Source organism: Sphingobacterium sp. B16(2022), from assembly GCF_012030425.1.
GTDB lineage: Bacteria > Bacteroidota > Bacteroidia > Sphingobacteriales > Sphingobacteriaceae > Sphingobacterium > Sphingobacterium anhuiense.
This window is the reverse complement of sequence record NZ_JAAUVN010000001.1, coordinates 2,351,699-2,376,480: the sequence shown is the minus strand read 5'-3', so window position 1 is coordinate 2,376,480 and position 24,782 is coordinate 2,351,699. Positions and strand designations below refer to the sequence as shown.

Annotated in this window: 22 protein-coding genes and 2 rRNA genes; 9 read left to right on the top strand and 15 right to left on the bottom strand. The window is 36.1% G+C overall.

The genetic code is table 11. The features are described from left to right. A 23S ribosomal RNA gene (locus HCX49_RS10380) occupies positions 1 to 120 on the top strand; the annotation flags it as partial. Positions 121 to 212: 92 nt separating this feature from the next. Next, positions 213 to 324 (top strand): 5S ribosomal RNA (gene rrf, locus HCX49_RS10375). Positions 325 to 826: 502 nt separating this feature from the next. Here rrf and HCX49_RS10370 read toward each other — a convergent pair. Genes HCX49_RS10370 through HCX49_RS10360 form a run of 3 tightly spaced genes read right to left on the bottom strand, consistent with a single transcriptional unit; the run spans position 827 to position 4,665 of the window. Beyond that, positions 827 to 1,552 (bottom strand): MIP/aquaporin family protein, encoded by a 726-nt coding sequence (locus HCX49_RS10370; protein WP_132773140.1) that lies wholly within the window; start codon positions 1,550 to 1,552, stop codon positions 827 to 829. Positions 1,553 to 1,563: 11 nt separating this feature from the next. Next, positions 1,564 to 3,072, bottom strand: a complete 1,509-nt coding sequence (gene glpK, locus HCX49_RS10365) for a glycerol kinase GlpK (RefSeq protein ID WP_168126996.1) — start codon at positions 3,070 to 3,072, stop codon at positions 1,564 to 1,566. 18 nt (positions 3,073 to 3,090) lie between these two features. Further along, positions 3,091 to 4,665 (bottom strand): glycerol-3-phosphate dehydrogenase/oxidase, encoded by a 1,575-nt coding sequence (locus tag HCX49_RS10360; RefSeq protein ID WP_168126995.1) that lies wholly within the window; start codon positions 4,663 to 4,665, stop codon positions 3,091 to 3,093. 530 nt (positions 4,666 to 5,195) lie between these two features. Here HCX49_RS10360 and topA point away from each other — a divergent pair. Genes topA through cmk form a run of 3 tightly spaced genes read left to right on the top strand, consistent with a single transcriptional unit; the run spans position 5,196 to position 8,744 of the window. Next, positions 5,196 to 7,634, top strand: coding sequence for a type I DNA topoisomerase (topA, locus tag HCX49_RS10355; protein ID WP_168126994.1), 2,439 nt, complete (start codon positions 5,196 to 5,198; stop codon positions 7,632 to 7,634). Between the two features lie 5 nt (positions 7,635 to 7,639). Then, a complete protein-coding gene (locus HCX49_RS10350; protein WP_021191794.1) occupies positions 7,640 to 8,053 on the top strand; it encodes a hypothetical protein in 414 nt (137 codons plus the stop codon). Between the two features lie 4 nt (positions 8,054 to 8,057). Further along, positions 8,058 to 8,744 carry a (d)CMP kinase gene (cmk, locus tag HCX49_RS10345; protein ID WP_132842228.1) on the top strand — a complete coding sequence of 229 codons (687 nt, stop codon included), beginning with the start codon at positions 8,058 to 8,060 and terminating at the stop codon, positions 8,742 to 8,744. A 14-nt stretch (positions 8,745 to 8,758) separates the two neighbouring features. On the opposite strand, the gene HCX49_RS10340 is transcribed toward cmk, so the two are convergent. The 4 genes from HCX49_RS10340 to HCX49_RS10325 all read right to left on the bottom strand — a co-directional run bounded on the left by HCX49_RS10340 (position 8,759) and on the right by HCX49_RS10325 (position 11,931). Further along, a complete protein-coding gene (locus HCX49_RS10340; protein WP_021191795.1) occupies positions 8,759 to 9,052 on the bottom strand; it encodes a hypothetical protein in 294 nt (97 codons plus the stop codon). A 116-nt stretch (positions 9,053 to 9,168) separates the two neighbouring features. Further along, positions 9,169 to 10,368, bottom strand: a complete 1,200-nt coding sequence (locus HCX49_RS10335) for a pyridoxal phosphate-dependent aminotransferase (RefSeq protein WP_168126993.1) — start codon at positions 10,366 to 10,368, stop codon at positions 9,169 to 9,171. Positions 10,369 to 10,464: 96 nt separating this feature from the next. Beyond that, entirely contained in the window at positions 10,465 to 10,839 is a 375-nt protein-coding gene (locus tag HCX49_RS10330; protein ID WP_021191797.1) for a DUF1573 domain-containing protein, read from the bottom strand. A gap of 126 nt (positions 10,840 to 10,965) precedes the next feature. Beyond that, positions 10,966 to 11,931: an SIS domain-containing protein gene (locus HCX49_RS10325; protein ID WP_168126992.1), complete on the bottom strand. Its 966-nt coding sequence runs from the start codon at positions 11,929 to 11,931 to the stop codon at positions 10,966 to 10,968. A 99-nt stretch (positions 11,932 to 12,030) separates the two neighbouring features. Here HCX49_RS10325 and recQ point away from each other — a divergent pair, with 99 nt between their 5' ends. The 3 genes from recQ (at position 12,031) to HCX49_RS10310 (ending at position 16,318) form a co-directional block, all read left to right on the top strand. After that, positions 12,031 to 14,220, top strand: coding sequence for a DNA helicase RecQ (gene recQ / locus HCX49_RS10320; RefSeq protein ID WP_168126991.1), 2,190 nt, complete (start codon positions 12,031 to 12,033; stop codon positions 14,218 to 14,220). A gap of 15 nt (positions 14,221 to 14,235) precedes the next feature. Continuing rightward, on the top strand, positions 14,236 to 15,051 hold the full coding sequence (gene kdsA / locus HCX49_RS10315; RefSeq protein ID WP_132773126.1) for a 3-deoxy-8-phosphooctulonate synthase: 816 nt from the start codon (positions 14,236 to 14,238) through the stop codon (positions 15,049 to 15,051). A 175-nt stretch (positions 15,052 to 15,226) separates the two neighbouring features. Next, entirely contained in the window at positions 15,227 to 16,318 is a 1,092-nt protein-coding gene (locus HCX49_RS10310) for an SGNH/GDSL hydrolase family protein (protein WP_168126990.1), read from the top strand. 189 nt (positions 16,319 to 16,507) lie between these two features. On the opposite strand, the gene HCX49_RS10305 is transcribed toward HCX49_RS10310, so the two are convergent. Continuing rightward, positions 16,508 to 17,689 carry an NAD(P)/FAD-dependent oxidoreductase gene (locus tag HCX49_RS10305; RefSeq protein WP_168126989.1) on the bottom strand — a complete coding sequence of 394 codons (1,182 nt, stop codon included), beginning with the start codon at positions 17,687 to 17,689 and terminating at the stop codon, positions 16,508 to 16,510. A gap of 275 nt (positions 17,690 to 17,964) precedes the next feature. On the opposite strand from HCX49_RS10305, the gene HCX49_RS10300 reads away from it, so the two are divergent. Next, positions 17,965 to 18,186, top strand: a complete 222-nt coding sequence (locus tag HCX49_RS10300; protein WP_132773120.1) for a hypothetical protein — start codon at positions 17,965 to 17,967, stop codon at positions 18,184 to 18,186. 62 nt (positions 18,187 to 18,248) lie between these two features. On the opposite strand, the gene HCX49_RS10295 is transcribed toward HCX49_RS10300, so the two are convergent. The 7 genes from HCX49_RS10295 to HCX49_RS10265 all read right to left on the bottom strand — a co-directional run bounded on the left by HCX49_RS10295 (position 18,249) and on the right by HCX49_RS10265 (position 24,711). Then, a complete protein-coding gene (locus tag HCX49_RS10295; RefSeq protein ID WP_168126988.1) occupies positions 18,249 to 19,571 on the bottom strand; it encodes a serine hydrolase domain-containing protein in 1,323 nt (440 codons plus the stop codon). Continuing rightward, on the bottom strand, positions 19,568 to 20,179 hold the full coding sequence (locus HCX49_RS10290; RefSeq protein WP_132842237.1) for an HAAS signaling domain-containing protein: 612 nt from the start codon (positions 20,177 to 20,179) through the stop codon (positions 19,568 to 19,570). Before HCX49_RS10290 ends, HCX49_RS10295 begins: the two co-directional genes overlap by 4 nt. A gap of 1 nt (position 20,180) precedes the next feature. Then, positions 20,181 to 20,513, bottom strand: a complete 333-nt coding sequence (locus HCX49_RS10285; protein WP_021187958.1) for a PadR family transcriptional regulator — start codon at positions 20,511 to 20,513, stop codon at positions 20,181 to 20,183. A 267-nt stretch (positions 20,514 to 20,780) separates the two neighbouring features. Beyond that, positions 20,781 to 21,422, bottom strand: coding sequence for a DNA alkylation repair protein (locus tag HCX49_RS10280; RefSeq protein ID WP_168126987.1), 642 nt, complete (start codon positions 21,420 to 21,422; stop codon positions 20,781 to 20,783). 474 nt (positions 21,423 to 21,896) lie between these two features. Further along, positions 21,897 to 22,952 (bottom strand): hypothetical protein, encoded by a 1,056-nt coding sequence (locus HCX49_RS10275; RefSeq protein ID WP_206368359.1) that lies wholly within the window; start codon positions 22,950 to 22,952, stop codon positions 21,897 to 21,899. A 225-nt stretch (positions 22,953 to 23,177) separates the two neighbouring features. After that, on the bottom strand, positions 23,178 to 23,702 hold the full coding sequence (locus tag HCX49_RS10270; protein ID WP_168126985.1) for a hypothetical protein: 525 nt from the start codon (positions 23,700 to 23,702) through the stop codon (positions 23,178 to 23,180). Between the two features lie 454 nt (positions 23,703 to 24,156). Then, entirely contained in the window at positions 24,157 to 24,711 is a 555-nt protein-coding gene (locus HCX49_RS10265) for an RNA 2'-phosphotransferase (RefSeq protein ID WP_168126984.1), read from the bottom strand. Positions 24,712 to 24,782: the final 71 nt, after the last annotated feature.

The window sequence follows — 24,782 nt, the reverse complement described above, 5'->3', positions numbered from 1 at the left end:
ACTAGCCACGAGATGAGACTTCCTTATAGGGCCGTAGTAGACTACTACGTTGATAGGTTGCAGGTGTAAAGGTAGAAATACCATAGCTGAGCAATACTAATCACCCGAAGCTTTCTCAAGCAACGCAGACACTGTTGTCTTCCTCTTTTAGTTTTTCTTTCAATTGTCTATAGATAATGCTTTTTATAGAGCATATATCACATAAAAACATTTTAGGTGCCTATATCGGCGGTGTCTACCTCTTCCCATTCCGAACAGAGAAGTCAAGCCCGCCAGAGCCGATGGTATTGCCGTAACAGGTGGGAGAGTAGGTCGGTGCCTTTTTTATACAGAAGCCTTTGCTATACAGCAGAGGCTTTTTTGTGTTTATACCTTTTTTATGCTGAGAGCATAGCTATTCCTGTTCTTCCGGTGCCTTCTGCAGGCCCTTCATGCTCATCATTTAACCTATTCAGCTTCTATATCCTCTTCCTATCGGACAAGCATACTGTCACTATATCTTCCGATCTCTAATTTTTAATACTCATATAATGCTATTTGATACTTCTTATATACTAGGGACTATTATGTTCTCGTGAACGCTGGGTTTGTGCACTGCCTTTTTATTTCTTCGTTATCACTTAGCTATTCAGTTTTGTATGTAGCATATGATAGTCTATTTGAGATCACATGATTTACGAGCAATAGGTTTCCCTTTCATTATACTTGATAAAAAATAACCTAATCCAGTTTATTTAGCTGGATTAGGTTATTCTTAATGCTTATTATGATATTTATTATAGAATATTGGATTTTTATTCTTGCAATTGGACAAATTTTAATCGTCTTAATTTATACATAAATAGATCAATGTGGCAAGAGTGCTGCCTATAAGTGGACCGACTATAGGCACCCAGGCATATGCTAGATTAAATGTTTTTTTATTCTTTATCGGTAATAAAGCGTGTGTAATTCGAGGGCCTAAATCTCGGGCAGGGTTGATGGCGTACCCGGTTGTACCGCCTAAAGATAATCCGATTACCCAAACAATAAAACTTACAGGTATTGCTCCTATAGTACCTAAGCCCAAAGTTTGTCCTTGTTGGATAGTTGGTTCAGTGAAATGTAGGATGCAAAAAATTAAGACAAAAGTACCTACAATTTCACTGATGATATTAATTTTAGGATTAAAGATAGCAGGTCTTGTACAAAACACGGCCTCTTTGGCTCCTGCATCTTCGGTTTGGGTGAAATGATCTTTGTACATCAACCAAACGACAAATGAACCAAACATAGCCCCTAAAATTTGCATTGTGATGTATTGAAGTCCTAAACTTAAGGTCATTTTGTTCAATATTAAATTAGCAAGCGTAACAGCAGGATTAAGATGCGCCCCGCTATAGGGTCCTGCAATCGTTACTCCGGCAAATACCGCTAAAGCCCAAGCTGTACTGATTACCATCCAACCTGAATTGTTCCCTTTAGTATCTTTTAATACAACATTTGCGACAACTCCTCCTCCTAATAAAATGAGCACGGCTGTCCCAATAAATTCTGCGATTAGTACATTCATAATAACTGTTGTTAAGCGTTGAGATCGTAGTTAGCCCAAAACTTGGTTGTCTCTACAGCGCGCTTCCATTCTCGCAATGATTGTTCAATTGATGGATCTGGTATTGGTGTAAATGTTCTGTTTATTTGCCATTGTTTTGCTATTTCTTCCACACTGGGCCAAAATCCAACCGCTAGACCGGCTAAATATGCTGCTCCAAGTGCTGTCGTTTCTGTTACCTCAGGACGTATGGTGATTGTATTGAGAAAGTTAGCCTGGGTTTGCATCAGGAAATTATTCGCACTTGCGCCACCATCAACACGAAGTTCTTTGATTTCAATATTTGAATCAGACTGCATGGCTGTCAGAATATCTGTTATTTGAAATGCGATTCCCTCTAGCGCAGCTCTGGCAATATGAGCGACATTGGTGCCTCGAGAAAGCCCTAATATCGTACCACGTGCATAAGGATTCCAATGTGGTGCTCCTAAACCTGAAAAAGCCGGAACCATATAGACACCATCGCTATCCGCTACACTTTCAGCCAATTTTTCTATTTCTGCAGAAGTTTTGATGATACCTAATTCATCTCGTAACCACTGCACAACAGCTCCTCCAATGAATACACTTCCTTCCAGAGCGTATGTTACCTTTCCTCCAATTCTCCAAGCAATCGTAGTGACTAAATTGTTATTCGAAAAAATTGGTTTTGAGCCAATGTTCATTAATAAGAAGCAACCTGTTCCATAGGTATTTTTTGCCATTCCTTTTTGGGTGCACATTTGTCCAAATAGTGCCGCTTGCTGATCGCCCGCAATCCCTGCGATAGGTACACTACTGGAAAGGATCTGCCCCGAAGTATGTCCATATACCTCTGACGAGGAGGCAACTTTAGGAAGGATACTTGCAGGTACGTTAAATATGGTCAGCAATTCATTATCCCATGTTAAAGTTTCGATATTGTACAACATTGTTCTTGATGCATTGGACACATCGGTTACATGGACAGCTCCATCCGTTAGGTTCCAAATAATCCAACTGTCTATGGTTCCAAAAGCGAGCTCGCCCACATTTGCTCTTTCTCTAGCACCTTTTACATGGTCTAATATCCAGTTGATCTTAGATGCGGAGAAGTAGGCATCGATACGAAGACCTGTTTTTTTCTGAATGGTATTGCCATGACCTTGATTTTCGATCTGCTTACAATAGTCTGCTGTTCTTCGATCTTGCCATACAATAGCATTATAGATGGGTTCCCCGGTTTTTCTATCCCAAATAATAGTGGTTTCACGCTGATTTGTAATTCCGATGGCTTTGATATGTTTTGGGGTAATCTTCATCTTGGCCATAACTTCTGTAAAAACTGAAAGTTGACTGGACCAAATCTCTTTAGGATCATGCTCAACCCAACCAGATTTTGGATAAATCTGCTTGAATTCTTTTTGTGCTATCGCTTCTATTTTTCCTGACTTCGAAAAGATAATTGCTCTTGAGCTCGTTGTGCCCTGGTCTAATGCCAAAATGTATTCTTTAGTACTCATAAGTGCGTTGTTAATGGATTAGGAATTGTAAGTATAGTTTTTACAAAGTATAAGGAATTGTGCAAGCTGTTCTTCTTCCCATGTTTTCGATTGCTCAAGTTCTTTGGACATAATCTGAACAACTAGGGGAGCTGCCTCCATGGCTGCTTTTGCATCTAAAAACAGCATGCGTATCCTTCTTGCTAAAACATCTTCCAGGCATCTTGCCATTTCATTTCTTACTGCCCATACTACTTCTGCTGCGATATAATCAAATTTTGGGTGAATCTTTTGGGACAAATTTGGATCCTTTTGTGCTAACTCTTGTATTAACTTTGCATCTGAACCGTATATCTGCCAGTGTCCCTGCTGTTTTTCTTGAAGATAACCATGTATTTTTAAGGTTTTTGTAATACAAGGAGCTGTATTTAACTTTCCGATCTGAATGGCTTTGTTAACGGTATCTTCTGCCATTTTACGATATGTCGTCCATTTCCCTCCTGTAATGGTAATCAATCCTGATTTACTGCTGATCAGTTTATGGTCCCGGGAGATTTCTTTTGTTGAAGCTGGATTACTTTCATCTGGTGCAGCCAGTGGTCGTAAACCTGCAAATACACTGAGTATATCTGCTCGGGTAGGAGCAGGATTGAGGTAGTTTTTAGCCGTTTCCAAAATAAAATCTACTTCTTCTTCTAAAGGTCTTGGTTCAATAGTGTGAATATCTAAGGGCGTATCTGTCGTTCCTAATAGGATGTGGTCGTGCCATGGCACACCAAATAGCACACGTCCGTCATTAGTTTCCGGAATCATAAGGGCATCTTCTTCCCCTAAAAATTTCTTGTCAATGACAATATGTGTTCCCTGAGAAGGTCTTACTAAATTCTTATGGACAGGTGATTCCAGTTTTAATATATCATCAACAAAGATTCCGGTCGCATTAATGACTGTTTTTGCTTTAACTTCAAAATTCTGGTTTGACTCTAAATCTGTAAAAGAAACACCACAAACTTGACCATTTGTATCTTTATGAATGGCATTTACATCACAATAGTTTAAGATTGTTGCATCAAGAGAATTTGCTGTCTGTGCTAGATTGATTGCAAATCGGGAGTCATCAAACTGGCCGTCATAGTAGATTATACCCCCTTTTAGATTATCCTGTTTGACAGCATGCAGTTTTGAAACAACCTGACTGCTGGATAAAAATCTGGAAGTTCCGATCCGGTATGCACCGGCCATCCAATCATAGATTTTCAATCCAATTAGATATTTCCACTTACTGAAAAATGTATAGCATGGAATAATAAAGCTTTGAATTTTAGCTAAGTGTGGTGCATTTTGGAAAATTAATCCTCTTTCATGTAATGCGGAATAGACAAGTTTAATATCTCCATTTGCGAGATACCGCACACCACCATGGACTAATTTCGTACTCCTACTTGAGGTTGCTTTTGCAAAATCATATTTTTCGAGTAATAATGTTTTAAATCCTCGAGAAGCCGCATCGACAGCGATACCAAGCCCAGTTGCCCCGCCTCCAATGATAACAATGTCCCATTTTGAAGTTTTGTTTACGTTTTCTAGATTCGTCTTTCTTTTGAAATTGCTCATACAGTGATATGATTTTGGATATTTTGTTTATCAAATGTTCACTTTTTCAGGTATATCTTTTATAAAGAAGAGCCTTACATTATAAACGAAATAGCTTGAAAGTTTGTTTTATTTATTTTTTAATTAGTATTTTGTTCTCCAAATTGTTTTTTTACAAAGTCACCAACCGATTGGAGTTTGTTTTCTTGTCGTTAGGTAAACCAAGGTAATCTTTTTATCAGCTATAACGATACCTTAACCATTTATTAGCTATATGGTTGTTGTCAATAATTGATAGGTCATACATTTGATGTACGATTTGATCCAATATAGATGTAATTTAAAGAGGTACGTACGTCTTTGGTATTGTTAAAGCTTGTTTGTTAAATTTCTACGGGTAAAAAACAGAATTTTATAAAAAAATATGAGCTCTTGTTTTGGAATAAAACAAATGGTTATTTATTTTTTTTTCCTTAAATAATGTAAAAAAAGACTAAAAATATTGTCATTCGTTAAAGAAATGCCTTTATTTGCACAAATCTCAAATTTAAATGGCTAAAAATTTACTCATAGTAGAGTCTCCGGCGAAAGCGAAAACAATAGAAGGGTATTTAGGGAAGGACTTTTTGGTAAAGTCCAGTTACGGACATATTCGTGATTTGGTGAAGACCGATGATGCTATTGATACAGATAAAGATTTTCAACAAAAATATGAAGTGCCGAGTGATAAGAAGGCTGTTGTCAGTGAGTTAAAGAAATTAGCTAAGGCCGCAGAAACAGTTTGGCTAGCATCCGATGAGGATCGCGAGGGGGAGGCTATATCGTGGCATTTATTTGAGACTTTAGGTTTAAAAGATGAGAGTACTAAGCGTATTGTATTTCATGAGATCACCAAACCTGCAATTTTAAAGGCCATTGAGAATCCACGTAAAATAGATTATAATTTAGTAAATGCACAGCAGGCTCGTCGTGTACTGGATCGTTTGGTAGGATTTGAGCTTTCACCTGTGTTATGGAAGAAAGTAAAACCATCGTTGTCCGCAGGACGTGTTCAATCGGTAGCAGTGCGTTTAATTGTAGACCGCGAGCGCGAGGTTATAAAATTTAATGCGGAAGCATCATTTCGTATTGTGGCATTTTTCCATACTGGAAAAGTTAAAGATAGTTTTAAAGCTGAGTTGCCACAGCGTTTTGCAACAGAGGCTGAAGCAAAGCAGTTTTTAGAGGATTGTAAGACAGCGGAATTTGCTGTTAAGAGTTTGGAAACAAAACCTGCGAAAAGAGCTCCAGCGGCTCCGTTCACTACCTCAACGCTACAGCAGGAGGCTAGTCGTAAGCTAGGATTTTCTGTTGCGCGTACTATGCAGGTTGCTCAACGCTTATATGAAGCTGGTCGCATTACCTATATGCGTACCGATTCTGTTAATTTAAGTGATACAGCAACAGAAGCTGCTGAGAAAGAAATTCGTTCTGCTTATGGTGATCGTTATCATAAGTTAAGAAAATATAAAACAAAAACTTCTGGAGCTCAAGAGGCTCACGAAGCCATTCGTCCAACTTATTTTTCTGAACATAGCATTGAAGGTGATGCAGCAGAAAAACGTTTATACGATTTAATTTGGAAACGTGCTATTGCTTCTCAAATGAGTGAGGCAGAGTTCGAGAAAACATTAGCTAAAATTTCTATTTCTACACGTAAGGAGGATTTATCTGCTTCAGGTGAGGTCATGAAGTTTGATGGATTCTTGAAAGTTTATTTTGAATCTACAGATGATGATCAAGAGGTAACGAATGATGATGATAGCGATAACCCCTTGTTGCCACCTTTGGTAACAGGACAATCGGTCGTATTGAAAAGCATGAACGCGACAGAGCGTTTTACAAGACCTCCTGCTCGTTATACAGAGGCTGCTTTGGTGAAGAAGTTGGAAGAATTGGGTATTGGTAGACCATCTACTTATGCACCGACAATTTCTACGATTCAAAATCGCGGTTATGTAGTGAAAGAAGAAAGAGAAGGACGTTCACGTGATTATCGTGTATTGACTTTAGAAAATACGGAAATCTCTGCCGTTACTAAGACTGAAATTACTGGCGCTGAAAAAGGAAAAATGTTTCCAACAGATATCGGTATTGTTGTTAATGATTTCTTAGTTGAACACTTTAAAGGCATTGTAGATTTTAATTTCACGGCAAAAGTAGAAAAGGAATTTGATGAAATTGCACATGGTTTGACCGAATGGACAGATATGTTGCGTGAATTCTACGGACCTTTTCATTCAGAAGTACAGAATACGTTAGAAAATGCTGAACGTGCTAACAACGAACGTGAATTGGGTGTCGATCCTGTATCGGGTAAACCTGTCTCTGTCCGTATTGGTAAGTTTGGTCCTTTGGTGCAGATTGGTGCACAAGATGATGAAGAGAAACCTCGTTTTGCATCTTTGAGAAAAGGACAGATGATCGAAACGATTACTTTTGAGGATGCTATGGAATTGTTTAAGCTTCCAAAGAAGGTTGGTATCTTTGAAGAAAAGGAAATGACTGTTGCCATTGGCCGTTTTGGACCTTATATCCGTCATGATTCTTCTTTTTATTCTTTACCAAAGAATGTTGATCCACTTGATGTGACAGAGGAAGAGTGTATCCAGATTATCAAAGACAAGAGACAAAAAGATATTGAAAAGGTAATTCGTGTTTTTGACGAAAATCCTGAAGCTCAAATTGAACAAGGCCGTTGGGGACCGTTTATCCGTTTTGGAAAACAGAATTTGAAAATTCCAAAAGGAACAGAAGTAGAGCAGATCACGTATGAAGATGTCTTGAAATGGGCGGAAGCTGATGCTCCTAAAAGCAAAGGAAAAGTAACTGCTAAAAAAGCGACTACTGCAAAGAAAGCTCCTGCTAAAAAAGCTCCTGCAGCGAAGAAAGCGACTGCGGTTAAAAAGACAACTACAAAGGCTACTGTGAAAGCGACTAAAGATAAATAATTGAAATGAAAAAGGATTTACCTGAAAACATTGTTCAAAATATTACGATTGCTGTTGTATTGGAGAGTGAAAGCCCGGAGTCAAAAGTTTGGAATGTTTATTTAATTAATGAAAAGAATCAAGAAATTCAAAATGTCTTGGTTACTTCAAAAGGTTATGGCGAAAAGGATGGTGCAAATGTGATCACAAGCACATTACGTCATTTTATCGGTAATGTTGCTCCACATTCTTTCGAAAAAATCGAAGCTATTGATGAACAGGTATTCGGTTTAACCAATGAATATTGGTTAAGCTTTTATATTGATAATATTATTTACGATAAAAAATACATCTTCCTACCTGAAAGCATTATAGAAGGGAATTTAATACTGGTTCCTTTAGTGAATAAGCTTGGGGTGATTATTGGGGGGATGAATTAGTTTTATGACAACAAGACATAACTTTATTATCGCTATTGATGGTTTTTCATCATGTGGTAAAAGTACAGTGGCAAAAGCACTGGCCAAAAAATTAAAATTTGTTTTCATTGACAGTGGTGCAATGTACCGCGCTGTGACACTTTATTTTCTCAGAGAGGGAATAGATATGAAAGATGATAAAGCAATAGCTGAGGCGTTGGAAAATATTCATATCGATTTCATTCCTAATGATGATAAAACTGAGATTCATCTTAATGATGAAGATATATCGGATGAGATCCGTCAGATGTATATTTCGGATATGGTGAGTGAAGTGAGTACAATAAAAGCTGTGCGTCAAGCCATGGTAAAGCAACAGCAGAAATTAGGGCGGAGACGCAATATCGTGATGGATGGTCGCGATATAGGCACAACTGTATTTCCGGATGCAGATATGAAAATTTTTATGACAGCGGATCCGCAAGTACGTGCTAACCGACGTTATTTAGAATTGACCAATAAGGGAGAGCAGGTGACGATCGATGAAATTGTTAAGAATCTGGCACATCGTGATCATATTGATAGTACGAGGGAAGAAAGTCCATTGCGTAAAGCGGAAGATGCGATTGTACTGGATAATTCTTATATGAGTCAAGAAGATCAATTGACATTTGTCATTGATGAATATACAAAAAGAAGAGCTTCCAAATAGGAAGCTCTTCTTTTTTATTTAATGCTATTGATTTGTTGTTGTTCTTTTAGTTTCGCAACATTGTTTTTCTCTCCAAATTCTTCTGTTTTTTCTTGGAAAGAATCTAATAGTTGACGGATTGCATCTGAATTGTCTGCTGTACGTTGAAAAATATCCGGTAGAATCTTTTCTAGATTTTGGTCTCCAAGTTCGATATTATCCACCTCGATTTTCCCAATTTTTTCTAATACGGCTTGCTGACTTTTCCTAACATCTTCTAATTCTCTCGCAATTTTTTCCATCAATTCAAATTTCTTCAATTTATCCATATTATATAAAATTTAGTGATCAATTACTATATATAACGTATAAAGTGGTCAAAATGTTTTAAATAAAAAAGGGTTGCTCATTTGAGCAACCCTTTTTTATCGTCTATACTCACTGATTAGTGTGTACGGCCTGGGTAAACTTCCAGTCCTTTTTCTAAGCAGATCAATGCTTTTTTTAGATCGTTCTGATTAAGAACGTATGCTAGTCGAACTTCGTTGATTCCGGCACCTGGAGTGCTGTAGAAGCCTGTTGCAGGAGCCATCATAACCGTTTCATTTTCGTATGCAAACTCTTCTAGCATCCATTGACAGAATTTATCTGCGTTATCGATCGGTAGTTTTGCTACAACGTAAAATGCGCCACCTGGATTAGGTGAAAATGCACCTTCAATTTTATTTAAGCCGTTGACTAAAGTATCACGACGTGCAGTATACTCTTCAGACACTGCCTCAAAATAACTATCTGGTGTATCTACAGCTGCTTCACCTGCAATTTGTCCTTCCAAAGAAGGGCTTAAACGCGCTTGTGCAAACTTTAGAGCGACTTGGTACAGTTCTTTATTCTTTGTGATTAAGCAACCTATTCTGGCACCACATGCTGAGTAACGTTTTGAAACGGTATCAAAAACAACAACATGTTGTTCCAATCCCTCCAGATGCATAGGTGAAATGAATTCACGCCCATCATAACAGAATTCGCGGTAGGCTTCATCAGAGAATAAGTATAAATCATATTTTAAACAAAGCTCACGCAATGCTTCTAGTTCTTCTCTAGAATACAAATAACCTGTAGGGTTGTTCGGATTACAGATCGCAATCGCTTTTGTTTTTTCAGTGATTACTTTTTCAAACTCCGCAATAGAAGGTAAAGCGAATCCATTGTCGATATAAGACATGATCGGTTTTACCACAATGTCTGATGAGCATGCGAAGCCGTTGTAATTGGCATAGAAAGGCTCAGGAATGATTACTTCTTCACCCGGGTTAAGACAAGCCTGCATCGCAATCATAATCGCTTCAGAGCCACCGTTTGTCACTAAAATATCAGTAGGTTGGATATTGTAGTTTAATTTATTGTAGTATGTCGTCAGTTTATTGCGGTAAGATGCTGTTCCTTCAGATGCCGTATAGGCCCAAACTTTGAAATCAATGTTTTTTAATGCATTGAGCATTACTTCTGGCGTTTCAATGTCCGGCTGTCCGATATTTAAGTGATAGATTTTTTTCCCTTCTTTTTTTGCTTGATCAGCGAAAGGTGTTAGTTTTCTAATTGGGGATGCGGGCATGTTATACCCTTTTTCTGATATTGATGGCATTATTTTATATAAATTAGCGAAACAAATCTACTGAATTAAAACTAAAAAAGCCACTTTACTTGAAGTGGCTTTTCTTTAATTATGTACGCAAAGTAATTATTCTACAATTCCTTTGATGTATAAAGTTTTTACAGGTGTTTTTGTGTTCGATGTTACTGTAAAGCTTTTTGTAAAAGGTGCTTTTGAAGCAGCGTTGAAAGTAACTTTAATTGTTCCTGTGTCACCTGGTTTGATTGGTGTTTTTGTAAATTCTGCTACTGAACATCCACATGAAGGCTTAACATCAGAAATAATGATAGGCTCACTTCCTGCATTCGAAAATTTGAAACTGTATGATACTGGAGTTCCTTGTGCGATCTTTCCAAAATCATGTGTTTCTTTTTCAAATTTAAATTCGCTCTGACTTGTTTGCATTGCAGTAAATCCTACAAATGCAATAATAACAGTTAATACGGCTAAAAACTTTTTCATATCTTCTTCTTCTTAATTTGTTAACTATGCTCTTTGATAATGTCAAACAACGTACCAAAATAGAAATTTTAATACGTAATTGCCTTAGAAAAGAACGCGATAACAATAATATTACATTATGTATGACTAGATTATTCCTTCTTTTAATAAATCTTGAATATGTATGATGCCATCATACATATTTCCTTGTAAAACAATTAATTGAGACACGTTATTCTGACGCATCATATGCAGCGCATTTACAGCAAGCTCTGTTTTGTCGATCGTTTTAGGATGTGTCCCCATAATATCGCTCGCAGTTAATCCTGTAAGATCTTCATGATTTTCAATCATACGGCGAATATCCCCATCGGTAATGATGCCGACAATCTTTTCATCTTGCAATACTGCAACAGCACCTAATCTGTTTTGTGTGATGGTCAGTATAATTTCTCTGATAGTGGCATTACTTGGGATTTTTGGTTTTTCATTTTGATCGGAGAGATCCGCTACTTTTAGGTATAATTTTTTACCTAGCGCACCTCCTGGATGGTATTTTGCAAAATCCTGATCTGAAAAATCGCGACATTCCTGTAGACATACCGCCAGTGCATCGCCCATTGCTAGCTGAGCAGTGGTACTTGAGGTAGGAGCAAGATTGTTAGGGCATGCTTCTTTTTCAACAGTGGTGTCCAGTACGAAATCCGCTTGTTCAGCCAGATAAGAATTGATATTTCCTACCAGAGCGACCAATGTATTTCCGGTCTGCTTCAAGAAAGGCACCAGGACTTTGATTTCAGGAGTTGTACCACTTTTTGAAATTGCGATGATTAAATCTTGGTTTTGAATGATCCCTAAATCACCATGAATGGCATCGGCTGCGTGCATGAAAATGGAGGGTGTTCCAGTCGAATTCATTGTCGCAACAATCTTTTGTGCGATAATAGCACTTTTTCCTATCCCAGTGACAATAACACGGCCTTGTAAGTTAATTATATGTTTAACCACGTTAACAAAGTCGTCGTCAATCCGTTGTGATAAATCAGCTACCGCTTTAGCTTCTTCTTGTATAGCTTGGATAGCTATATTTTTTATATCGATGTTGCTTTTCACAAAAAAAATATCTACTTTTATATTAAAGAATGAATACAAAAATAGGTTATTTTACAGATTTTTTGGTCATTTATCTATCTTATTTTTGCCCGAGGCTCGATGGAAATAGAAAAATCACTTTTCGACAATTTACAAGATTTTTTTGGTTTTGATACTTTTAAGGGGGATCAAGAAGCAATCATAACAAATGTACTACAGAGAAAGGACACATTTGTCATAATGCCTACTGGGGGTGGTAAATCTATCTGTTACCAGTTACCGGCATTGATGAGTGAGGGGACAGCGATTGTCATTTCACCGTTAATTGCCTTGATGAAAAACCAAGTTGATCAGCTTCGCGCATTTGGCGGAGAGGATAGTATTGCTCACTTTTTAAATTCTTCATTGAACAAAGGTGATATCATGCGTGTCAAACAGGATGTTACAGCAGGGAAAACAAAATTACTTTATGTAGCACCAGAATCGCTTTCGAAATTGGAGAATGTCGAGTTTCTGAAGCAGATTACGGTATCTTTTGTTGCTGTCGATGAAGCCCATTGTATCTCCGAATGGGGACATGACTTCCGTCCGGAATACCGCAAGATTCGTCAGGTTATCAATGGTATAGGTGAAAAAATACCCATTATTGCATTGACAGCTACAGCTACACCTAAGGTGCAGTCAGATATTCGTAAGAATCTTCAAATGAATGATGCTATGCTCTTTAAATCTTCATTTAACAGAGGTAACTTATTCTACGAAGTAAGGCCGAAGAAAAATGTCGTTAAAGAAATTGTTCGTTTTATAAAAGGACAGTCTGGTAAAACAGGTATCATCTATTGCTTGAGCCGTAAGAAGGTTGAAGAAATTAGTGAAGTTCTTAATATCAATGGAATCAAAGCACTTCCTTATCATGCTGGATTGGATGCGAAAACACGCGCCGATACACAGGATAAGTTTTTGATGGAAGATGTCGAAGTTATCGTAGCAACGATAGCATTCGGTATGGGTATTGATAAGCCCGATGTACGTTTTGTGATTCACCATGACATTCCAAAATCTATGGAAGGTTATTACCAAGAAACTGGTCGTGCTGGACGTGATGGTGGAGAAGGTCTATGTTTAGCTTTTTATTCGGAGAAAGACGTTGAGAAATTAACGAAATTCATGAAGGATAAGCCCGTTGCTGAAAGGGAAATCGGAACACAAATTTTAAAAGAAGTTATTGATTATTCAGAATCTGCAGTCTGTCGTCGTAAACAAATTCTACATTATTTTGGTGAGAATTTTGACGAAACCGGATGTAGTAATATGTGTGATAATTGTCGTGCTCAAAAAACTTATTTTGAAGCAGAACAATCGTTATTTGAAGTTCTTTCTTTTATTAAAGCACAAGGTGAAAACTTTGACGATCTACACGTGATCAATGTCATGGTGGGTCAGAATAATCAACCTGTTTCTGCTTATAAACATGATGAGCATCCTTTGTTCGGAAAAGGTAAAGATAAAGGAGTAGTGTATTGGGAATCATTGGTTCGTCAAGCGGTGCTCAATAACTTTCTAGCAAAGGATATTGATCATTATGGCTTATTAAAGATGACGGACATTGGTCGTCATTACCTGGAAAATCCGTATGCACTGAAATTTGTGATGAACCGTCCTTTGGATTTTTCAGATGATTCATCATCTGAAGATGCTGGACATTCAACAGGCGCTTTAGATACGGAGCTATTGAAAATGCTGAAAGATCTTCGTAAAAAGATTGCGAAATCAAAGTCACTTCCTCCGTTTGTTATTTTTCAAGATCCATCATTGGATGAAATGTGTACGCATTATCCCGTCTCATTGGACGAACTGAAACAGATACAGGGTGTCGGTAACGGCAAAGCGGTTAAATTTGGCGCTCAGTTTGTAGAATTGATCAAGGCGTATGTCGAAGAAAATGATATTGATCGTCCGGTAGATTTAGTTATAAAAGGTACAGCAAATAAATCAGCGCTTAAGGTCGCGATTATTCAAAATATAGACCGTAAAATTGGTTTAGATGATATCGCAGCCGCAAAAGGAATTAGCTATGAAGAATTGTTGAAAGAAGTTGAAACAATTGTAAATGCTGGTACCAAACTTAATATCGGATATTTCGTTGATGAGATGATCGATCAAGATCGTCAAGATGAAGTCTACGATTATTTTAAGCAAGCAGATTCGGATTCTATTGATGAAGCTTTAAAAGATTTAGGTGGAGATGATTATTCGTATGAAGATATTCAACTGATGCGAATAAAGTTCATGTCTGAATTAGGGAATTAGAAACGCATATATTAAATGATAAATACAGTACTACCTCAAATTAAAAATGGAGATTCGACGAATTTCTTTTTAATGGCAGGACCATGTGCGATAGAGGGAGAAGAAATCGCTTTAAGAATCGCAGAGAAAATCGTAACCATTACAGACCGCTTAAATATTCCTTATATATTTAAAGGATCTTACCGTAAAGCAAATCGTTCGCGTGTTGATTCTTTTACAGGAATAGGTGATGAGAAAGCTTTGCGTATTTTAGAGAAGGTTGGTAAAACATTTGGTGTACCCACTGTAACAGATATTCATGAAAGTCATGAAGCAGCTTTAGCTGCAGCATATGTTGATGTTCTACAGATTCCAGCTTTTTTATGCCGCCAAACAGAATTGCTTGTTGCAGCAGCGCAGACTGGAAAGGTAGTAAACATTAAAAAAGGACAATTTTTAAATGCAGCTTCGATGAAGTTTGCTGTTGATAAAGTTATTGACTCGGGCAATAAGAACGTGTTATTAACAGATCGCGGTAATACATTTGGTTACCAGGATTTAATTGTTGATTTCAGAGGAATTCCAGAGATGAGAGGTTTTGGTGTACCGACTATTATGGACTGTACACACTCTTTGCAACAGCCAAATCAAACTTCTGGCGTAACGGGTGGTAAACCTGAATTGATAGAAACGATCGCAAAAGCTGCAATAGCAGTTGGAGCTGATGGTTTATTTATTGAGACTCATCCAAATCCAGCACAAGCAAAATCTGATGGCGCTAATATGCTACATTTAGATTACTTAGAAGACTTAATGGAAAAGTTAGTTCGTGTAAGACAAGCTATTCTTTAATTAAAGAGCTTTTATCATAAAGAAAAGTCATCGTTCTAAACGATGACTTTTTTTTATGCACTTATTTCTTGTTGCCTCGATGAATTCTTTATGGCAACTAAAGTAATTCGAATGATACAAAAGAATTATTTCTATTTATCCTGATAATTGGTAGATTTGGTTTTCAATCTAAATTATGAAATTAAACTTAGTTTTATCTTTTGCCAGTCTATTTGTTGCTTTTAGTTCATTTGCTCAACAATCGATCAACTGGAATGATCCGCTTAAAAATAAGGTGATTCAAGGACGTATTCATACGGAAGAATTATCGAATTATTACCGTTTGCCCGAGAGCCTGAAAAGTCAGGTGCGATCTCCTGTATGGAGCTTAGGTACCAATAGTGCCGGTTTGTATGTTGACTTTCAGACCGATGCGGAAGCCATTAAAGTACGCTATAAAGTAAGCGGATCTTTAAATATGCCACATATGCCTACGATTGGTGTTAGTGGTGTCGATTTATATGCGCAAGATGATAGGGGTAATTGGAACTGGGCATTTGGTAACTATAATTTTGCTGATACGGTAACCTATAATTACAAAGCATTAGGCAAAAATTCAAATTTTACTTATCGCTTATACCTGCCTTTATACAATACAGTGGAATGGTTGGAAATAGGAGTAGGGTCTGATAAGAGTTTTAAATTTGTTGTTCAAGAAGGTAAGCCAGTTGTTGTTTACGGAACTTCAATCGCTCAAGGCGCATGTGCTACTAGACCTGGATTAGCCTGGAGTAATATGCTAGGTAGAGCTATTAAAAACCCAGTCATCAATGTTGCCTTTTCGGGTAATGGTCGTTTAGAACAACCTATTATCGATCATATAAACCAAGTGGATGCTGCTGTTTTTATATTGGACTGTATTCCAAATCTAGCTTTAACGAAAGATAGAACTGCACAGCAACTGGATTCTTTACTGTCTAATGCAGTTACCGAAATTCGAAAAAAACATCCGAAGACACCGATTATTGTTACCGAGCATAGCTCAGGATTTAATAACGCCATCTTCAATTTAGATATTAACGAAGAATATAAAAAGAGCAGTGCTGTCGCTAACCAATTTGTAAATCGTATTAAGCAATCTGGAGATAAAAATCTCTATCTATTAACAAATAGGGAAATTGGTTTAGATATTAATTCAACCGTAGATTCTGCTCATCCAAATGATATCGGAATGAAAAAAATAGCCGATGCTTATCAAAAATTGATCAATAAAATTGTTAAAAAGTAAACGTAGTTTTATTGCGACCAAATGGGCCATTATCATGATTCATTAAGCGTCCAATTGCTAGCATTAGATGCTTAATTACAGTTTGTGTTATAGCTGTAATTAAGCATTTTTTATGTGCTTCAAGTTAGAAGCCTATTCATAGAAGGGACTTGGAGCATAAGTTCGTCCTCCTTGCGATAATCAAAACCCTTAAATTGTTAAAGGGTGATTTTTACTGATCGATGTAGCAACCCAAACACCTGTACTAAAACAAGCTTGTAGCAGATATCCGCCTGTTGGTGCTTCCCAGTCTACCATTTCGCCGGCACAGTATACCAAAGGAAATTTATGTAATGAAAGGTCTTTATTCAGTTCATTAAAGGGTATACCTCCAGCCGTAGAGATCACCTCATCTAAGGGTCTTAATCCTGATACTTGGATAGGGTAGTTTTTAATATGCTGTCCTAGTGCTATTGGATCTGTGAATGTTTGTTTATCCAATTTCTTTAATAGCGCAACTGCAGTGGATGAAAGTTTAAGTTTGTTTTTTAATAGTGAACTTATATTTCCGCCAGATTGCATCTGCTTTAAAATTGCATCTAATGACACATTGGGCTTGAGATCAATATGAAGTGTGATCGGGAATTCGTATGGTCTGCTGTAGCGGTTCATATAATAGAGCGGACTCCCTTCTATTCCATAGGTTGTAAATACAATTTCTCCTAATTTACTCGTGCCGTTAAATGCAACCTGAATGTTTTTTAATACCTGTCCCTCTAGATCGCTCAGGTCATTGGTCGTATTATATCCCGAATTGGCAGCTTGTAAAGGGGTAATGTTTATCTTTTTATTTGTCAGAATCGGAATCCATGAAGCATCTGATCCTGTTTTTTTCCATGAACCACCACCTAGTGCCAAGATGAGCTGACGATAACTTTTGCGCACAACTTCTTTGTTGTGCAGCAATGTGACAGAATTTACATCAAAATCCACGAAACTGTACTCATAGTTAATGAGGACTCCCAGTTGGTTAAGATGATCTAGCCATGCTTGTAAAACTTGGATGGGTTTTATATGTTTTTCGGGAAATATTTTTCCAGAACTGCCAACATATGTCAGAATTCCGATTGATGAAAGCCATTCCACAGTAGCATTATTATCAAAATGGCGTACGATCTTTTGGATTTCCGCGGCATCATATTGAGTAACGAAGTTTTCTATTTGCTCACTATGCGTTAGGTTAAATCCGCCATGACCAGCGACTAAGAATTTTCTGGCCGCAGCTTTATTTTTTTCATAGATGTGTACCTGATAACCTCTTGTTGCCAGTTGTTGCGCAGCCATCAGTCCAGCTGGACCAGCACCAATGATGATAATAGGATCTTCGTTCATGATCTGCAAAAATAGGCATTTACGACTAGGAATAAACTAAATTGAACCGGAAATATAAATACGGGCCTATATAGTGTGGATGTTTACCGCAAATCTATGATCATCTGTTATGATAGTAGGATTTTCTATTTTGAAATTTAGCTGTTGTTTAGTAGGACAATACCATAGCTAGTAATAAAGCTTTCGTGTCAATTTTTTCCAAGAGAATAGGCGGGAATTATGAATTGGAATAAGAATTTGATTTTTGTATATTTAGTTAAAAAATATATCTTCATATGGCTAAATCAATTAAACTAACTCAAAGGGTTAAAAAAGGTGATGAAGTAGTAGAAAGACCCATCTTTTTTATAGCCGAAAACATTGTTCATTTTGTTCAAAATGAATATCAGGGAAGGACCTTGACTACTATATTTTGTATTGTTTCGTCAACGCACGGAACGACGTCTTTTGATGTTATTGAAACGGCAGAAGAGGTTGATAGATTGATCAATTTGTAATAACTGAAAAACCCGACCTATTGTCGGGTTTTTATTATTCAGGATGTCCTCTGGATAGAAACTTATTTTTCTTTATTAAAGATGTATTGTCCACCACCTTGTTTAAGAATCATTACGTTCTCTGCAGGTTTAAATTCGAGTACAATTCCAGCCTTATCAAATTTGAATATATTTTCCGCAGTACATTCAAGTTGCATGGATGCTTGTCCGTCAGCTTGCGCAGTTAAATTTTTGCCATCATTGGTTATTGTTATTTTTATGGGTATTTGAGCGGATGCATAAACTCCGTTATACTTTGCCAGTTCCTCAGCATTTATTTGATATGTTGAAAATTCGGGAATTTCAAAAGGTTTACCGAATATGGCATTCAAAACAGTCACAGCTACTTCATTATTGTTATAATTGGAACCGTTTGAAGTCAGTGCAAAAGATATGTGATCGCTCGGAAAGTAAGAAAATACTGCGGTGAACTTATCTATTCCGCCACGATGACCAAATCCTTGCTTGTCGTAAAAAGGTTGTTTAAAAAGTCCCAGACCATGTCCATCTTGGATGTTTTCCATTAATGCCAGACTCTCGGCTTTTAATATCTTTCCTGAAAAAAGGGCGTCGCTAAATTTTATCAGATCAAGCGGATTAGAAACGATTCCTCCAGCTCCTAAAGGAATTGATGTGTCGGTTTCTTTGGCAACTTTCCAGTTATCTTCAAAGGTATATGATTTTGCCTCATTATTTGAAGTATTAATTGAACCTCCAAAATAAGTATTTTTAAGCGAGAATGGATCAGTAATACATTTTTTCAAAAGTGTTGCATAGGACGTTTTGTAAATTTTCTCAAGAATATAAGTTAATAGTACATAGTTTGAATTGCTATATTCCGATTTTGTATCAGGTTGAAAGTCCGAACCTCCCTTTTCAATAAATGCCATCATTTCCTTTTCGCTTTTGGGAGTATAGCACCAGTTGATGTAATTTTCATCATCCGTAAAGTCATGGACACCACTTCTATGGCTAAGCAAATGACCAATTGTTATGGCAGATGCGTTTGTTAAGGAAGGAAAGAATTTATCAATATGTTGAGCGAGGTCCAGTTTTTTTTCCTCAACTGCTTTCATGATCAGTACTGCAGTAAACGTTTTAGAGATTGAACCGATTCTATATTTGGTATTAGCATTAGATCTGGTATTATTTTCATAATTGGAATAACCTATGGATCTACTGTAGATAATTTTTTCATTTTTCGACACTGCAACAGTTCCCATAAATTTATTAGCTTTCTCCAAGGAGCTGAAATACAAATCGAGTTTGTTCGTGTCAAATTGTTGCGCATTTGTCAATGTCGAAACAAAAAAACAGGATAATAAGAAGAGATATTTTTTAATCATAACGGTTTGTGGTTTATATTTTTTTTCAATTTTAACAGTAAGGTTAATAGTATATATAATGTGATCGAGGCTACAACCATTAAAGGGATAAACCAATTTCCTAAGCGCTCATATTGAAGATAACTGACACCATCTGAATTATTATATTGCCCGAGTATAAAGATGTCCTTTGCACGATAAAAGAGTCCCACGTGATCCGGGTCGATCAGTTTAGCAATGATTAAAAAAAGAAATCCAAATAAAAATAGATATAGTATTGCAAATATTATATAGGAAATTCCGTTGCTAATATTTAATGTTAAAGCTTTCACTATTTCGAGAGGATTGAAAGTACGTGTTGCTTCCTCCAGTTTCTTATTTGCTACCAGAGGTTTTAGAAATTCTTCCGGTTGTCCGAGTTTTTCTAAAATATCTAATAAATGTTCCACTTCGTCCCGACCATTGGGATTATCTGAAAAGCCTTCGAAAAGATGACTGTTTATCTCCAGTAAAATTTCCTGTTGATTTTGTTCATTTAATACCTTAACAGTATTTCGGACACGTTTAAGGTAATCTCGGTATATCCGTGTACAATTCCTGTTTTCAAATTCTATTTCTTTAAACTTCATATTAGATTGAATTGATGGTGTCGTTTAATGTGATCCAGTATTTTTTCATCTCTTCGGCTGTTTCCTGACCTAAACTTGTGATGTTGTAATATTTTCTGGGAATTCCTGAATTCTGTTCTACCCATTTATAGTCAACAAGTTTTTCATCTTTAAGTCTGTTCATCAACGGATATAATGTGCCCTCCGCGATTTCAATGGCCGTCCTTTTTTTTATTTCGTTAATTAGATCATAGCCATAATATTCACGCTTATCCATTAAGATCCTTAAAACAACAAAAGATAAGGTTCCCTTTTTGAGCTGTGAAGTCCATTTATTTACAAAGTCATTATCCATGGAGCTAAGCTAAAGAAAATACATAGTATAACAAAGTACTTGATTTAAAATTGTTTATTTTTTTGAATTGATATTTGATGTAGGATTTATAGGTAAACTATTTTTGAGGTAACCAGTATACGATATCTGCAGCGATATGGAGGGATTCAATAGTTGATTTTAGTCGTAAGCACTAAAAATAGCAATAGCGTTACGATAGGAGATTATTAGTGATCCTATCATAACGCATTGAATTGATCTATTGTTGATTAGAAATTGTTAACTGGATTATAAATTTCGTTTGTTGCTTTCTATAGCAATGAATTCTGGTAAATAATTTGGTGTACAGCCTTTTGATACCATATCACCTATATAGAGGCCTGTTTTTTCTCCGATTGCAATACACCGGTCTCGGTATTGTTTTTCATAAACGCCAATCCATCCTGCTAGGAAATTCATTGCCCATTGTACTTCTGGCTCTTCTCTGGCAATTTTGGCTTCTATTTCATTTAATAATTCTAGTGAATTAGGAGGAGGTATTTGTCCTGTCCATCTTAAACGGGCTTGGTAGTACCAGAATATCCGCCTTTGTAGCGGTGATACACTATTTTGCCAGGATTCAATAAGTGCAATCGTTTTTTTGTCTTTGGTCAGTTGGTTTGCCATAAGCCAATCCATAAGCTGATTCCGTTCTTCGGGTGGATGCATAAGCATATCCTGATCGAGCTGATTGACGGTGTCTTGTGAAATGCGCTTATTATCCATAATCAGAATGGCCAATAGCCTTGCTAAAAAATCAGGTGTAGACCATAACTCCAGTGCTAATTCGTGATCTTTTTTGATCTCCTTCGCAATTTTTCTTAAGTCTCCGAGCTTAGTTGTTGTGCTGATCTGACTTAGAATATGCGCTGTTTTTGACGAAAGTTTCATGACAATTCTTTTTAATATTGAATACCTAGAAATTCAACGTTAAGTTATCAAAAACTATTTACTCTTTTTTAACGAATTTCTTGACAATAATTATGGATTCTTACCAATTTGTAGTGCAATAGGGTATTAAGCTATTTCATTGTTTATGTGCTTTCTTAAAACTTACGTTTACAAAACGTCCATAAACAACAAAACTTTGGCTACGGATTCCTGATCAATCCTTTTTATAATCAAGGACATCGGTTGATTGCTCATGATGGAGGCTTTTTTGGAGCTAAAGGTGGGTCGTGGAAATACGAAAAAACTATTTAAATGAACCCAAAGGGGAATAGTAGAACAATTCACAAAGTAGTTCATTTTATCGAGACCCTAGATGACCAAATTTAAGGGGCTCGTTAGGTCTCTTTAAAGATGAGAAGTATTGAAAAAAAACGATAGGTGTATAAAAGGCAAATCTTGTTGATCGATCGTTTTTTATTTTTTTATTTCAACAAAAATAGATTGTGCATATCCGTTTTTTGTACCATCAGTTAGGTTTTTAGCAACCCCGTTTATCCATAATTTCGCCACATCTCTGTCGTTATCATTTTTTTCATATCCTCCGATGTAAATATTATTGTTGTTTACAAAAACTGAATTAGCAACAGCGTGATGTTTTCCATCTGTAATGGCTTGTACTTTTCCATTTATCCATAATCTCGCCACTTCAACTCCATTAATATTTTCACTACCAACTATATATGTATCATTGTTCCAAATATATATGGATCTTGCATATGAATCATTTAGGCCATCAGACAAATTTTGAGATTTTCCATTTTTCCATAATTTGGCTATATATTTATCATGTTCTATTTCATATCCCACAACATAAATGGTACCATTTTCAACAAATAACGAGAGCGCATAAGCATCATTTAATCCATTACTAAGATTTTGTGGTTTTCCGTTTTTCCAGATTTTAGCTACACTATTATTTCTGTAATGTTTACTTTTATTTCCGGTTTGTTCGTGTCCACATATATATTCATCTCCTTTATATACAAAAATCGAAGCATCATCTGTTGGGTTTTCTCCATTTGTTATATCAGTATAAACACCATTCTTCCATACTTTAATCATATAATTTTTTGTATTATACTGAGCACCAAGAATATAAATATTGTTCTTATCTATAAACAAAGAACTGGTATGAGCAGCAGTTTTACCGTTTGTTAATTTTTGTATTTTTCCATTTTTCCAAATAGTTGCAACGTATTCATTATCAAGTATAATTGATCCTACAATATAAACATCATTGTTGTTTACAAATACGGATTTAGCATCTGAATATAGTTCACTGTTTTCTAAGTGAATGTCTTTACCATTTTTCCATAGTTTTGCTACGTGTTTCATGCCTACCTCGTCTGCAATTTCTTCTATTGAAGATTCAAACTTGCTATCATTGTATTCGTACCCTACAACATATATATCAACCTCATTTAAAGTTTTACTTGTATCAGTTGATATTTTGCTTGTTTTACAAGACATTAATAAACTTACAATTGAAATAGTGAATGATAATTTTATAAAAGACGAATTCATTTTACCTTATTTTTAGCTTTTATTATTTTATTTATTGAAATGTCGCCCAATGTCTTACAGCTTGTCGATTGTGGAGAATTGTACGCAATTCCGCTCAAATTATTACTGAAGATTACTAGAATTACTCATGCTGAAATTTAGCAGTTGAGCTCCACTATAGTTAAATCGATGTTAGCAATTTTTTTTATTTATTTGCTTCTTAACAGTATTATAAATTTCATTTTTGTCTGACTTAGACAAGACATTTAGCGCGGTCAATATTTTTCGTCCTGAACTTGTTTCTATTTCTAAATAGTTTCCTTTCCAGAAATCTTCTACATAATATATATTAGTAATCTTTGAATAATGTAAAAGTGTCAATGGATTTAGGTCAAAAGATAATCTTTCAAGTTTATTACCTCCTGTAATTTCCTTAAAATATAATCCCTTGTCATCAGTTTTTGCTCTAATGATTTTACTTCTATATTTTATAGTAATATATCCAAAAAAGATGAAGCCAGCTCTGAAAAGCAATAACAATATCGAGACAATAAAATGCATTATGCCTCTGAAATCAATAATCATGCTTTGAAAGTTATTCCAAAATGACCTTTTTATATCAAACCCAATAAATGTTGTGGCAATGCCCATAATTATAAAAATTACTCCTATAGTTATGGACCTAAAATTAGATAAATAATAACTTTTCACTTCCATTTATTATCTTTTTCCCTTCTATGGTGTTTCTTAAAATTACCTCTAACTCAAAAATTGATGCAATGCATATTTTGTTTTATTAGACTTATTTTAGTTATCAATATACCGTAAATTCATGAAATATCTAAAATCCAACATCAATATAACGACGTTAGTGTATCAAAAGTGTTGATGAAATTTACAACGCTTACAAACCCTAGCTTTATAATTAAAACGTGTAGGAGGACTGTTGTTATTTGCACGGGATTGTTTTTAAGCTGACGCAAAACGTTACGGTGCTTTACGCAATGGCGGATTTTGGAGCCGAAACTTTCAACTCAAATACAAATTTCCACCAAAGCACATAACTTGAAGTATGTACATTCCGCCCACTATTGTCATCTGCGATGTAATCATTAAAACAAAAAAAAGACAAGATGTGATACCCCATTGCTCGTTACCAACTTTTATTATTTTATTCGTCATTCGACTTTAAATATCTCGCAGGTACATGGTCAGTCAGCCAAACACCATTTGTCGAAATGAAAAACTGAAAATTGTCGGTGTACATTTTTTCAGCAAGGACTTTAAGTACAACAGGCTTTCCGTGTCTTCGTCCAACCTTAATTGCTGTTTCAATGTCGCTACTCAAATGAACGTGCTGTCTGCTCCGCTTTTCAAGTCCTTTGTCAATTATTGATTGTACTGATTTTTCGCTTGTTCCATGATATAGAATTTCAGGTGGTTTTTGGCTCTCGTAGCCTAATTCAATTTCTATTGAATGTCCTTGACTTGCTCTTATTTTGTCAAGCGTTTCATTAAAAGCAAATCTCTTTTTTGGATTTGTCGCAACAATATAGTTAAGTGTATCTCGGTCGAAACTTATACCATTTTCGTTTGCCTTTTCAATTAATTCTTTAACGTCGGTCCAACCATTTTGGTCAAGTTGAATACCAATTGTTTTAGGTTGGTGTCTTAGTACCAAACTTAAAAACTTGCTTATATGTGTCAGTTGTTTATCGCTTGTCATATTATTTTGTATAGATGAGGAAATACTCTTTCAATTTTATTTCTGTCAATTAGGTCTATTAGCTCCAGACT